This window comes from Niallia sp. Kr1 (assembly GCF_050389805.1).
Taxonomy (GTDB): Bacteria; Bacillota; Bacilli; order Bacillales; family Cytobacillaceae; genus Bacillus_BD.
Genome location: NZ_CP130945.1, coordinates 1,986,511 through 1,999,490 on the forward strand (window position 1 = coordinate 1,986,511; position 12,980 = coordinate 1,999,490).

At 37.8% G+C, this 12,980-nt stretch carries 13 protein-coding genes; 9 read left to right on the forward strand and 4 right to left on the reverse strand.

The genetic code is table 11. The features are described 5' to 3' along the window. Positions 1-55: 55 nt before the first annotated feature. The 5 genes from Q5760_RS09750 to Q5760_RS09770 all read left to right on the forward strand — a co-directional run bounded on the left by Q5760_RS09750 (position 56) and on the right by Q5760_RS09770 (position 3,188). On the forward strand, positions 56-502 hold the full coding sequence (locus Q5760_RS09750) for a hypothetical protein (protein ID WP_428911989.1): 447 nt from the start codon (positions 56-58) through the stop codon (positions 500-502). Positions 503-559: 57 nt separating this feature from the next. Then, positions 560-715, forward strand: coding sequence for a hypothetical protein (locus tag Q5760_RS09755; RefSeq protein ID WP_428911990.1), 156 nt, complete (start codon positions 560-562; stop codon positions 713-715). A gap of 170 nt (positions 716-885) precedes the next feature. Next, positions 886-1,302, forward strand: coding sequence for a hypothetical protein (locus Q5760_RS09760; RefSeq protein ID WP_428911991.1), 417 nt, complete (start codon positions 886-888; stop codon positions 1,300-1,302). A gap of 61 nt (positions 1,303-1,363) precedes the next feature. Then, positions 1,364-2,353, forward strand: coding sequence for a tetratricopeptide repeat protein (locus Q5760_RS09765; RefSeq protein ID WP_428911992.1), 990 nt, complete (start codon positions 1,364-1,366; stop codon positions 2,351-2,353). 46 nt (positions 2,354-2,399) lie between these two features. Then, on the forward strand, positions 2,400-3,188 hold the full coding sequence (locus tag Q5760_RS09770) for a hypothetical protein (RefSeq protein WP_428911993.1): 789 nt from the start codon (positions 2,400-2,402) through the stop codon (positions 3,186-3,188). A 78-nt stretch (positions 3,189-3,266) separates the two neighbouring features. On the opposite strand, the gene Q5760_RS09775 is transcribed toward Q5760_RS09770, so the two are convergent. After that, positions 3,267-4,463 carry an MFS transporter gene (locus Q5760_RS09775; RefSeq protein WP_428911994.1) on the reverse strand — a complete coding sequence of 399 codons (1,197 nt, stop codon included), beginning with the start codon at positions 4,461-4,463 and terminating at the stop codon, positions 3,267-3,269. Positions 4,464-4,659: 196 nt separating this feature from the next. Then, positions 4,660-5,292: a TetR/AcrR family transcriptional regulator gene (locus tag Q5760_RS09780; protein WP_428911995.1), complete on the reverse strand. Its 633-nt coding sequence runs from the start codon at positions 5,290-5,292 to the stop codon at positions 4,660-4,662. A 277-nt stretch (positions 5,293-5,569) separates the two neighbouring features. On the opposite strand from Q5760_RS09780, the gene Q5760_RS09785 reads away from it, so the two are divergent. The 3 genes from Q5760_RS09785 (at position 5,570) to Q5760_RS09795 (ending at position 9,312) form a co-directional block, all read left to right on the forward strand. Next, the gene (locus Q5760_RS09785) at positions 5,570-6,697 is read left to right on the forward strand and encodes an FAD-dependent monooxygenase (protein WP_428911996.1); all 1,128 of its coding nucleotides are present in this window, start codon (positions 5,570-5,572) and stop codon (positions 6,695-6,697) included. A gap of 139 nt (positions 6,698-6,836) precedes the next feature. After that, a complete protein-coding gene (locus Q5760_RS09790) occupies positions 6,837-7,775 on the forward strand; it encodes an alpha/beta hydrolase (RefSeq protein ID WP_428911997.1) in 939 nt (312 codons plus the stop codon). Between the two features lie 328 nt (positions 7,776-8,103). Further along, positions 8,104-9,312 (forward strand): MFS transporter, encoded by a 1,209-nt coding sequence (locus Q5760_RS09795; RefSeq protein WP_428911998.1) that lies wholly within the window; start codon positions 8,104-8,106, stop codon positions 9,310-9,312. An 82-nt stretch (positions 9,313-9,394) separates the two neighbouring features. Here Q5760_RS09795 and Q5760_RS09800 read toward each other — a convergent pair whose 3' ends face one another. After that, a complete protein-coding gene (locus tag Q5760_RS09800) occupies positions 9,395-10,690 on the reverse strand; it encodes an ammonium transporter (protein WP_428911999.1) in 1,296 nt (431 codons plus the stop codon). Next, entirely contained in the window at positions 10,681-11,070 is a 390-nt protein-coding gene (locus tag Q5760_RS09805) for a P-II family nitrogen regulator (protein WP_428912000.1), read from the reverse strand. Before Q5760_RS09805 ends, Q5760_RS09800 begins: the two co-directional genes overlap by 10 nt. A 420-nt stretch (positions 11,071-11,490) precedes the next feature. Between Q5760_RS09805 and Q5760_RS09810 the strand changes: the two genes are divergently transcribed. Next, positions 11,491-12,786, forward strand: a complete 1,296-nt coding sequence (locus Q5760_RS09810; protein ID WP_428912001.1) for an alkaline phosphatase family protein — start codon at positions 11,491-11,493, stop codon at positions 12,784-12,786. The last annotated feature ends 194 nt before the right edge of the window (positions 12,787-12,980 follow it).

Consider the following 12,980-nt stretch of genomic DNA (forward strand, 5'->3'; position numbering starts at 1 on the left):
AAACATAAACACATCCATGACAAACTTCTTCGAAGATAAAAAAGGAGTAGATGAAATGGAGTTTATCAATGCTGAACGATTAAAGGCTGAATTTGAAGTTGAAGGGAGCTTTTATACCGTAGCTATGGGTGGGAAGGTTTTCGAATGTAGAAATTATGCCCAAGTCTATCGAAAAGGTAGAAAAAATCAGGACTATTATGATGCTGTATTTGTTTTGGTGAATCCCGGTTTATGTACACCAAATCAATCAACTTACCAAATCCCACAAATTAGTGCGGGTGAGTCTCCTCCATTACGCTATATTCTCTCTAAAACAGATAACACTCAGTACCAAGTAATGCGACTGATGCAATTGAAGCATTGGAATAAGGTGTTGTTACTAAATCTTTCCGACATTCGTGCCGGAAACTTAATAGAATTTAAAGAAAAACTTCTTGAAGCTAGTAGGGTAGGATTTAATTGCCATAGCATTTTTTCATCTTCAAGATTAAAAAAGTTGTAGCAAGTAATTGCAGCATGTAAAGGTCCAGTTATTTTGGCTTGGGGTACTGATCCAAAAGTGAAAAATTTAGCAAAATTAGCATTAGATGTTTTACCACATAATAAGATTGTCGGGATGGCATATAATAAACAACCCTATTATTACCATGCCAGTCCACCCCCAAAAGAAGGGAAAGTAAGATGGTTAGAATATATGAACGATAAAATTTCATGAGACGAGGGGAGTAATAAATATCCCCCAAAAATGATTTCAGTAGAGATTAATTGAAAAAACTTGTAATTTTTTTGATTAGGACAGATTTTATTAGTTATAAACCTAAAAATAAGTCGTTAAATAACAGGGGTGCCACTTAAATAGGGTTTTATCAAAATGGAGGTATATGGATGTATAACCACTCTTATCCCAAGAAAATCAATACCGCTTTTATAAAAACTGTTGCAACTAATTATGAGATTGATCTGGACTTCAATAGAAAAGAAGGATATTCAATTTTATTAAAGAGTGTACCTCAAAAGCGATGGATGATGATTGATATGAACGATCAACCGAATGAACAATCTCCACACTTGATTGTTGTTATTGACATTAAGCCTAACAGCATAAATGAGGATGAAGTCGAACAATTAACCCAGCTTCCTATAAAAACAAATAGAAAACGAGAAACATGTTTTTGGATAAACCAAAATCGGGATGCCATACATCTGATGTTCTGTGATGATCACCTTGCTTATTATGATTTTAATAATGATCGGTTTTTACAATTTTTAGAGCAAGTGTACCTATCTTTTAAGGCTAGATAATAGGGAAGGACTTGGAACAAATTCAATAAAATGTCTCAAACGAACAAAGGGAGGTACACCCATGGAAACCATACAACACCTAACACAACAGCTCGAGGAGTGGGAGGATATGCAGGGAATTGATGATGAAGAGGATGAGCAGGAATGGATTCAGGCGGGGATTACCCTTTATGAGAAATGTATTCAAGTAGATAAAGAGAATAAAAGTGAATACTTACAAGCTTTATCGCGGTTGTATTTAAATCTTGGCAGAAATGAAAAAATGAAGTTTTCTAATTTTGACCGCGCTGTTCGTATCTTAAAGCAGGCGACATACATTGATCCAAAGGACCCTCGGCCATGCTATCATCTTTCCTTTTTGTTAGAAAAGCAGAATAATGATGAAGGAGCCTTATTTTATGCAGAACGTGCGATTAAACTAGGATTGGATGACAAGGCGACAGATAAGTTGTATTGCAATATGGCACTCTGTTATTTCAAGCTCCTGTTTGTTACAGATGCTTATCAATATTTGCTTAAGGTAGAAGAAAAAGCAAAGCATGATCCAACCCTAGCCATTTTTCTAAAGCCTTACCAAGCAAAAATAAAGGTTTCCAAAAAGAAGGGATATGTGCCACTTTCACAGCAGCATGGTACCTTAATTGAAACTGAAGAGGAAATTGAAAACAGTGTCTCAAACGGAGAGAGGGTAGTTTTAATCATTCATCCTTATCAGACCGAATTGAACGGGGAAGTGGAAAGTGTGCCGTTTTCACCCGTAAACACGCAAATTTTAGAAGCTATTATGCTAAGTGAAGAAGGGCTATCCATTCCTCAGATTGCAGATGTTCTATGGGGCTATAATTCCATTGATATGTCGGATTCATATGTTCCGAGAATGATCAATAAGATTCGTTCTGACATCAAAAAAGCGACAGGTATAGAGGGGAAACAGCTTTTAAAAACAGCTGGAAATAAATATCTATGGGATCATGAACGGTTAAAGGGAAGTATTCATTATAGAAATAGGAGGCGTGGCTCACGCTCTCGGGAGGGGATTACAATTTTGTAATCCTCTTTGTTTTATACTTAGGGTAACAAATGAGGAGGCGATATAAATGAAATCAAATTTATTATCATTGGAATTAATGGATGGTCAGGAAAGATTAGCGGAGGCATTGGAAATGAGGGGCTTTTTAGTCGAAAAGCAGGGACCATTTTTAATATTAGGAAATGGCAGTGCGGCTTCAGATTTTACAGATCTAAAGGCGCTATTATCAAAGTTAAATATTCCAATTTTCTGGAATGGAGACAGATTTCAATTACTTGTAAACCGATTCCCCGTAATGATGATGAAAAAAATTACAACGCACAGAGGGGCCGAGTTTCCAGTTAGCATGAATGGATATCATTTCAAATGGAGAGCTTTTGTCAATCGGAAGCATGGATTAAAAGTAGATACGATGAAATTAGACCCCTATATTGCTAGCTTAGTAAAAGCAGTAAACGGTGCCGGGTTTTCTTGCCTAGCAGGTTGTGATGGTCATCTAAGACATGCGCCTAACCTACAGTTTTCGGGCGTTTATAACGGAGCTTGGTTTCAGATCATCCAAAAGGAATACCTTAGCGGTTTGACATTAAATTACATTTGGGAAGTGGAATACAAAGGCGGATCAGGCTCAAGGCTAGTGGCGAGAAAAATTGATTCAGAGCAATGGGATATGAAAAAAATCTATGAAGATACGTTAACGATGGCCTATAAACTAAAGGAACATTCCGCAGAAATAAAGGATAGAAAAGCCACTAGCTTTAAGAGAAATCAAAAAATGAAAGAAGTGGCAGAAACCTATCGTCTAAATGGTCAATTTGAGGATTTGGTTGATTGGATGGAGAAGGAAAGCCGATGAGTCAGAGGGACAGGTTCCGTGACTCACGTAAAACCCAAAAAATGAGTCAAGGAACCTGTCCCCTTGACTCATACTCTGCTAACTCGCTTGGGAATACATTTTTTGTTTTGCAGTTTTTTTCCCATGCAGTGAAAAGTATAAAAAGATACATAGGAAAACGACTATGGCTGACATTAAATATACTCCACGGAAGCCGAACAATGGAATGAGGGAACCTAATAGAAACGGCCCCATTCCAACTCCTAAGTCCATACATATAAGAAAAGTGGAAGTCGCAAGTCCTATCCGGTGTTGTGGAGCTTCTTTTATGGCGATAACTTGAAAGCAGGATTGCATCGTTCCAAATCCAAGTGCAATGAAAGCACTCGCCAAGAGAAGGGTGAAGCTATTGTATGATTGACTAAGAATCAATAGACCTGTCGCAAATGAAAGGATGGCCGGATAAACAACAAAGTTATCTCCTTTTTTATCTAATAATTTACCAGTGATAGGTCTCGAGATTAAGAGAACAATTGAATAGACAAGAAAGAAGAAACTTGCTGCTTCTATTAAATTGATTTCAGTTGCATATGCCGATATAAAAGATAAGATTCCTGAATAGACAAATCCCATGATGGTGATCATGATTGAAATAGGAACGGCTTTTTTCTCAAAGAAGTTTGATAGTTTAAACCCTTTCAAGGAATGGTGCTGGTCATCTGTCAGCACTGTCCGTGGGATTTTTAAAAATAATGAGATGATCACACTCATCATAGAAAGAATGGTACATACGATAAAGATCATAGAGAAGTCTGCATGCTGGCTAATATATAGGCCAAGGAATGGACCAATCGATGTTGCTAGTGTACTACTTAATGAAAAGTAACCAATGCCTTCTCCGCGACGTTCCTTAGGAATAATATCCATTAAAACGGTTGCTAAAGCCGTTGTTGATATGCCGAATGCAGACCCATGAATGAAGCGAATAAACAATAATAGATACAGATTCGTGACAGTAAAATAGAGCAGAGTTGCTGCCAAAAATAAAAAAAGTCCTGCAAACAGCACTTTTTGACGTCCGATTGTTTCCATATACCGACCAGTAAAGAGACGAGAAAAAACAGCTCCAATGACGAAGATGCTAGCTGCAAGACCCGCCATACTTTCTGACGCATTAAATTGTTCAATGGCATATACAGCTAATGTTGTCACTAGTAAGAAATAGACTAATGAAATAAAAAAAGACGCAGAAGACATGATAATAAAGTCTTTCGTCCACAGTTTTGTTTGTTTCAATGATACTGCCTCCAACTTTGTTATGATATTAATGATAATAGTAACTATGTAAACAGCCTTCTTTTTCCTTTGTCGATTGGTTAACTATCTATAATTTATTCATTATAATACACCTTTTTATCTCTTCCTCGTATTTCTTTTACTAAATTAGTAATTATATTGCCTTTTGAGTCAGAGGGACAGGTCCCTTGACTCTTTATACAGTAATGGCTTTCATATAAAGTCGTGTACCAATTTCGGCTAGTGCATTTTTACTCAAAGGATGATTTTTCATTCCTTGTTGTAAGTTAACCGAGGAAATGATACCAAAAAATGTTCTTAAGAGAAGTTCTGACGGAATTTCCCCATCAATCACACCCCTAGATTTACCCTCCTCAAGTAACGGGATTAAATAATCTGCTAAAGTCTGTTCAATGTTCTTGAGTTCTTTTTGCTTACTTTTTAGGAATATTGGAAGTTCTCCTAAGGAGGAGATGAAGGATAGAGAAAATACTGAATCCCTTTTTAAAAAATTTAAGATACACATATGAATAATGGACTCTATCTTTTTGATTATAGGAAGGTCAGTCGAAATCAATTGATCCAAATCCTTAAGAAAACTAGGCAAATGACGGAAAAATAGTGAAAAGACAAGATCTTCTTTTGACTTAAAATGTCTATAGAGTGTAACTTTACTAATTCCAACGCGAGATGCTACTTCATCCATAGACATATCATAATAACCCTTTTCTGATAAAATTTCTTCAGTAATTTGAAAGATATAGTCTTCACGTTCTTTTTGGATTTGTTTTCTAGAAAATGGTCCCATCATAAACTCAGTCCTTATCATGATTTATATTTTAGGTAGAAGGAATCGGACTATTCCGTCTAATTTGCTGTACTAGCAGTACAACTTTATACCTAACTTTCATTATATTTAGAGTTAAGAAAAAATCAAGAATTCAGTAATATAGCCTCATCATCCAATTTAGTCGTTTCGAATGAATTTCTATTTTTTCAAAAAAATCCTTTGAAATTTAAACTTTTATATTAGTAAGATGAACTTGTGGTTTTAAAGTGTACTGATAGTACACAAACCCAATTTTCACTTTGGAGGGAAGTTATTTATGCTGTTAAAAGACAAAAAAATGACTGAATTAAGAGTGGCTATTATTGGTGGAGGACTTGGTGGTGCAGCAACTGCAGTTGCTTTGCAAAAAGAAGGAATTCGTTCAGAAATTTATGAGCAAGCACCCGCTTTAGCAGAGGTAGGTGCTGGTATAGGGATACGTCCGCCAACGATTCAATTGTTCAAGGATTGGGGAATTTACGAACAAATTGAAGAGAAAAGCTGTCAAAGTGATTACATGGAAATCCTCGCAGGAAATGGGGAAGTCAAAATCAAAGAGCATTGGCCTATTTTGACAGACAACCCTGATGAAAATTGGGCAAGATTAATTCATCGAGCCGATTTATTAGACACTTTTTTGGCGCCATTACCAGCTGATTCCATTCATCTGAATCACCGATGTAAATCTATCATTCCTCATGAAAATTACGCAGAGGTTCATTTTGAGAACGGTCACTCAATTGAAGCCGATTTAGTTATTGCAGCAGATGGTATTCGTTCCCTTATTCGATCCGAGTTAATTCGTGCTGATAAGCCTGTTTACTCTGGATTCCATGCTTACCGGGCGGTGGTAAGTGAAGAAGATACATTTGGTATGGCTTCTGACGATAATATCCTCCGAATTTACGCGGAAGGTCATGTACAGGTGTATTTACTGCCATTACAACGTAGAAAACAAGTTTCATTTGATGTTACAGCTCCATCTGTAGACGACTCATGGCGACCAGAAGTGACAAAACAAGATATACTTAACCACTTGAAGAACTTCGATCCAAAGATACAGAAAATTGTCGAAAACCTAAATATTGGGAATTTTACTTGTCGACCCCTATATGATATCGAACCACTTGAACGTTGGAGCTCTAGTTGCGTAGCGTTGGTTGGGGATGCGGCACATGCCATGCTTCATAATGTAGGTCAAGGTGCAAATCAGGCCATCCAAGATGGAGGTGCATTGGCTGTAGCTTTACGTGAATCCAAAACAGTAGCAGAAGCGTTACAAAAATATGAGACACGAAGAAAACCTATTGCAACGAAATATCAAGAATTATCACGTGTATTTCCATCGCAAGAGGCTGAAACAGCTTTTCCTGAAAAAGAACATTTTGAAAAAGTATTTAATTAATATGATTGATTAAAAAACAAAAAGCTTAGAGACTTGTAAGCAAACATGTGTGATTAATCACAAACACTGAAGTATAGTGTGTTTTTTGATAGGTTGATCTATCCGAAAATAATAAAAAATAAACAGGAGGTACATACAGATGCCGGTACATCCCGAAATAAAAAAGGTTTTGGATTCGATTCCACAATCCGAAACGAAACAGAAACTCATTCCAGAAGAATATAGAAAAGAATTCAATGCACCCGTTTTACCTGTTGAAAAACGTGTACAAGTTTATTCTGTAGAAGAAAAACTCATTTCGATTCCTGAAGCCGATATACCCGTAAGAATTTACACTCCGGAGGAAAGAGATTCTTATCCACTTCTCATGTATTTCCACGGTGGAGCATTTTTCGCAGGAAACTTAGAAAGTCATGATGAAATTGTCCGTCCCATTTGCATGGAATCCGGCTATAAAGTCATTTCTGTTGATTACCGTCTTGCTCCTGAACACCCATTTCCTGCTGCATTAGAAGATTGCTATCATGCAACCAAATGGGCCACAGAACATAAGGATGAATTAAAATGGGACGGGGAAACCATTGCCGTTGCCGGGGATAGTGCGGGTGGTAACTTAGCTGCGACCGTTTCTCTAATGGCCCGTGAGAAAAAGGAATTTACGATAAGTAAGCAAATATTATTTTATCCATCACTAGACCTTGATGTCAGTGAATTCCGGTATCCATCAATAGTGGAAAATGGAAAGGGCTATTTTGTAGAAAGTGACCAATTAGCTGAATTTAACTCCTTCTATTTATTAGGGGATGTAGATCCACATAATCCGCTTGTTTCACCAGTTCGGGAAGAAAATTTAGAAAATCTTCCAGCAGCGCTTGTTATTACAGCAGAATATGATCCAATGCGGGATGAAGGGGAACTATTTGCGGAGAATTTAAAGAAATCTGGTGTTCATGTTGAAACCAAAAGATATGAAGGTGCTACTCATGGTTTCTTAGGTAAATTTACTCATCTTGATGAATATAAAGACGTTTACAAACGTACGGCTGCTTTTCTAAATAAAAACGTAGTTAGATCCTAAAAGGTAAACAGTGACTGAACAAATGTCCAGTCACTGATTTTTTTAACATGATGCTTGAGGAGAAACTTGAGAACTTTCCTTTCTATTCAATTTTCATTAGCTTATACATCATCGTTTGTAGGAGCCGAAATGGTTCTTCCGGAATGGTGGGTAACAATCATTCTCCACAAAGAAGTAAGGATACATTGCGTTACATACAAACCCTTTCCTAACTTGGCATATAGAGAAGAACCATTCAACAAGATTCATGATGTGAATGACAGAGAAGAACCATGTGAAGTCCATTGAATTTTGAGTATTGTTCGGAAAGAATTTAGGAGGGAATAGGATGGGTAAGGGAAAACTTTGGACAAAGGAATTTATAGTAGTATCTTTGATTAATACTTTAATCATCATGGTTTATTTCTTATTAATGGTGACCATTGCTCCTTATGCGGTAGAAGAATTCAATGCACCTGCAAGTGTTGCCGGACTTGTATCAGGTATTTTTATTATTGGTTGTTTAATCGGGCGATTGATGGCAGGAAGAATCATTCAGGATAACGGTAGTAAGAAAACCTTGCGGTTTGGCCTCGCTTTCTTCATGATCACAACAGCACTATATTATGCAGCTATTAATGTACCATTATTACTTATTAATAGACTTTTACATGGCATATCTGTAGGAATTGTCAGTACTGCCGCAGGAACGATTGTTGCTCAAACCATTCCTGAAAATCGACGAGGAGAAGGAATTGGTTATTTTAGCATGAGTGCGATTGTAGCTTCTGCCATTGGTCCGTATATAGGAATCCTTTTAACAAGGAATTCAAATTTTTCGATGATCTTTTTATTTAATTTTATTTTAGCGATGATTTGCCTAGTCCTCTCATTTTCTATGAATATTCCTGGTCAGCAACTGTCGAACAAAAATCAAGATAAAGGCGAAAAGGGAATAAAACTCTCCTATTTTATTGAGCCCAAGGCTGTCCCTATCTCGTTTGTCGCACTTGTGATTGGTTTCGCTTATTCAGGCATTATGTCTTTTCTGTCTATTTATGCGGAGGAGATTCAATTAGAAGAGGCTGGAGGATTTTTCTTTCTAGTCTATGCCACTTTCGTTTTACTCTCAAGACCTTTCACGGGGAAATGGATGGATCAAAAAGGGCCAAATATCGTAGTATATCCATGCCTGATCATTTTTGCATTGGGTATGCTGTTATTTAGTCAGGCACATCAAGGATGGACCTTATTAATAGCTGCTGCTCTGATTGGTTTAGGATATGGGAACTTTATTTCGATTGTTCAAGCCATTGCTATCAAAGTCACTCCGCGTAGTAGAGTAGGATTGGCTACTTCTACTTATTATATTTTATATGAATTAGGACTGGGTGTAGGACCTTTCTTACTCGGATTCCTCGTTCCCATTACTGGATACCGTGGTTTATTTTTTGCGATGGTCTTTGTAATTCTAGTATCCATTATTCTTTACTACATTCTACATGGAAAAAAGGAAAGAGTACCGAATCAAAGAAGAGAGAAAGAAGCTACTTTGTAAAAAAAAGTTAATTAATATTTTATTAGGACAAACTTAATAGGTTATTGTAAAGAAATGAGTCAGAGGGACAGGTCCCCTTGACTCATGTGTTGTTGTTAGCAGGTGCAACTATGATACCGGTTGTTTCTTCAAAATCATATAAACTTGTAGGGAAATCTGTGAAACGTTCTAATTCATTATATGCTGGAATTCCGTGGTAGGACATATCCAATCCTTCTTCTTCTTCGCTTTCGCTTGCTCGTAAACCGACTGTTGCTTCACATACCTTCGCAATTAAAGCTCCACCGACAAGCCCCCAAACCACTACGACGATTGCACCTAATAATTGTACTTTTAAGAGTGAAAAATCACCAGTTGTAAAAAGACCTTGTGAGGTATCGAACAAACCAACTGCAATTGTTCCAAATACTCCGTTAAATCCGTGTACAGCTACTGCTCCAACAGGGTCATCCACTTTTAACGTGTCTACGAATAAGGTAGCATAAATCACAATCACACCACTGATCACGCCAATGATGATGGCACTCCACTGAGAAACAAATGCACATCCCGCAGTTACGGCTACCAAGCCGGCTAATACACCATTGATCGTCATACTTGGGTCCGCTTTTCCGAACTTTTTCATGGTCATGAAGAGAGCAGCGGAACCCCCACTTGCACCAGCAAGCATGGTATTAAGGGCAATTGTTGCAAGGGATGCATCGGATGCATCTAATGTACTTCCTGCATTAAAAGCAAACCAACCAAACCATAAAATAAACGCACCAGCCGAAGCTAAAGGAATGTTACTAGGTGCAAATACATTCGCACTACCATCAGAATTAAATCTTCCTTTTCTTGGTCCCAATATTTTTGCCATCGCAAAGGCAACAAATCCACCAAGTGCATGAATGGCAGCAGAGCCTGCAAAATCCTTCATTCCTAATTTGGCTAACCAACCTTCGCTGTTCCAAATCCAATGACCTGAAAGAGGGTAGATGATGATACACATAAGCGCTACCGTTACAATATAGGCTTTAAAGTTCATACGTTCAGCTACTGCACCCGAAACAATCGAGATACAAGCGACGGCAAATCCCATTTGAAAAAGAACATAAGCTGCACTAGGTAATTCAATGGATAAAGCAATCTTTTCTGGACTGCCAAATAACGTCGTTCCAATCAATCCAAAGGCATCTTTCCCATACATAATGCCGAAACCAATAAGCCCAAAAGCTAACACTCCAACGGTTAAATCAACAAAAATCTTCATCGTAACATTGACCGCATTTTTCGTTCGAACAAAACCAGATTCTAATAAACTAAATCCACCTTCCATGAATAACACCATTGCCGCAGCTAACACAATCCATACGGTATTTAAATAGATTAGTTCCATGTTGTTTCACCCTCCTGATCTGCTAGGTCGTCTATATTTAAGTCTGGTTCACCTGTTTTAATGTTATAGGCTTCTAGAATCGGATAAACAAAAATTTTACCATCTCCATCTTCTCCTGTCTGTGCAGAAGCAATTATGGCCGTAATCGTTTGCTTGACCATATGATCGGAAAGAACAATCTCCAATTTCACTTTAGGACGAAGGGTAACTTTATAATTTTTTCCGCGATAAACGCCTTGGCTTTCTTTTTGTTTTCCTCTACCCACAACCTGGGATACGGTAAAGCCTGTAATTCCGATATTCTTTAACCCTTTTATCGTATCCGTAAGCTTTTCTGGTCTTATAATCGCTTCAATTTTTTTGAACTTTTTCCCCTCCAAGCTTATGTACTATTTATATTAATCTATAATATTGAACATTTATCTAATATTCAATATCAATTTGAGATTGGTTTTATCGAATAATGTTATATATAGGGAAAATGGACCGGAGTGAGTCAGAGGGACAGGTCCCTTGACTCATTAGATGGTAGGAAATGAGTTGGAGAAATGGCAGACAGCCTTAATCTTATACCGCGACACTGTTAATCGTTCGGTTATCGGGAAGTGACAAGCAACAAAGGTATGAAAGTGAGATAAAAGCTTTATCTTATCTGAAATGATAAGGTGTGTGCAACTTTATATTTGAATATTGGAAAAATATTAACATCAGATTTACAGCTTATTCATCCTCCTTATATACAAAACTATTATAATCGAAATGATTCTAATAGTTAGTACATTAAAAAGGAGGGAATCATAATGAAGTTGTTCCGAAAAAATATGTTTCTTTGTCTTGTTTTAGTTTTACTCTTAACCCCTGTTTCAACACCATTGGCCAAATCTGATAATCTTTCTGCCAAAAAAAATTCAGAACATGTCATTTTGATCGATTGGGATGGTTTTGACCCAGAGTTTCTTGATAGAGCAGACACACCTAATCTTGATTCTCTAATCAAACAGGGTACTCATACAACAGCGCTAAGCACGTATAAGTCAATTTCTAATTCCGCACGCGCATCAATGGTGACGGGAGCCTATCCGGAAGTTCATGGTAATACATCCGCTTACTATGATCTTGAACAAGATAAAGCAATTGGGCAAAATCGTTTTCTTGCAGCAGAAACTCTTGCCGAGAGCCTAGCTTCTGAAGGAAAAACGGTAGCATCTGTCCAATGGTACATGGTCCAGAATTACGGAACGTCTTATGGCAACCCTGAACAACTCTATGTTCAGCCAGGTGGATCTTTTGAAAAGCGCGTGGATGCAGCGATTGATATTTTAAACCAGCGACCGGTTAATTCTGGCGGACAAATGGTAACCGTTCCAAAGATTCCTGACTTTTTAGCAGTTTACGGAAGCGATTTGGACGGGCTTGTTCATGAAGAAGGTCCGGATAGCCCCAGTATAGGCGGTCTAATGGCTGAGTTAGATCGTCAGGTCGGGCGTTTGATCCAAGCGACGAAAGATGTAGGAATTTATCATAAAACTACTTTTATCGTGACAGGTGATCACGGTATGACTACTTGGAATCCCTCATTGGCTCAGTTTCTTTTGAATGAGCTCACTGAAGCGGGTTTTAAACCAGAAATTCTTACTACGGGCAAATCAGCAGCAGAGGAGACAGATGTAATTATTGTCCAGAATGTACGACTCGCCGATATTACATTACGTGGAAATGCTGCCACTCCAGAAGGTTATGAACGGGTAAAACAAGCATTTGAACAAGTTCCACACATAGCAAGGATTCTTGAGAAAGAGGACTTAAAAGCTTTACATGCTAGTGATAAAGTAGGTGATTTTGTCCTGGAAGCAGAAGCGCCTTGGAGCTTCTCATTGCTCAACGATGGAAAAGATAGAGGATCTCATGGAAGCTTGGAAGAAATGGAGGTACCGCTTATCCTTTCCGGAAACAAAATTCGTCATCATGCCCTAGTGAATGATGCTAAACTCATTGATATCGCACCAACCATTTCAAAAATACTGGGAACACGTTCACCAAAAGACGCTCAAGGCAGAGTTCTGAGTGAGGCATTGACACTACCTGCCCATAAATAAAAAATGATTAATAGATTCGATCACACGGAACTATCTCTGAAAAGAGGTAGTTCCATTTTTTAACTCCGACTGGTGAACCCGATAATGGTAGGGAAGAGGTGTATGAATCTAACTCCCATTTTGATTATGGGACCTTTATGAATCACTATTTTCACTAGGATTTTAATTGTTTTTTTGGGAACAGGTAGGAAAAG

Excerpts from the sequence above, each read along its gene's own strand:
- Q5760_RS09750 (WP_428911989.1), top strand. The coding sequence starts at position 56 with ATGGAGTTTATCAATGCTGAACGATTAAAGGCTGAATTTGAAGTTGAA.
- Q5760_RS09760 (WP_428911991.1), top strand. The coding sequence starts at position 886 with ATGTATAACCACTCTTATCCCAAGAAAATCAATACCGCTTTTATAAAA.
- Q5760_RS09765 (WP_428911992.1), top strand. The coding sequence starts at position 1,364 with ATGGAAACCATACAACACCTAACACAACAGCTCGAGGAGTGGGAGGAT.
- Q5760_RS09770 (WP_428911993.1), top strand. The coding sequence starts at position 2,400 with ATGAAATCAAATTTATTATCATTGGAATTAATGGATGGTCAGGAAAGA.
- Q5760_RS09780 (WP_428911995.1), bottom strand. The coding sequence starts at position 5,292 with ATGATAAGGACTGAGTTTATGATGGGACCATTTTCTAGAAAACAAATC.
- Q5760_RS09785 (WP_428911996.1), top strand. The coding sequence starts at position 5,570 with ATGCTGTTAAAAGACAAAAAAATGACTGAATTAAGAGTGGCTATTATT.
- Q5760_RS09790 (WP_428911997.1), top strand. The coding sequence starts at position 6,837 with ATGCCGGTACATCCCGAAATAAAAAAGGTTTTGGATTCGATTCCACAA.
- Q5760_RS09795 (WP_428911998.1), top strand. The coding sequence starts at position 8,104 with ATGGGTAAGGGAAAACTTTGGACAAAGGAATTTATAGTAGTATCTTTG.
- Q5760_RS09800 (WP_428911999.1), bottom strand. The coding sequence starts at position 10,690 with ATGGAACTAATCTATTTAAATACCGTATGGATTGTGTTAGCTGCGGCA.
- Q5760_RS09810 (WP_428912001.1), top strand. The coding sequence starts at position 11,491 with ATGAAGTTGTTCCGAAAAAATATGTTTCTTTGTCTTGTTTTAGTTTTA.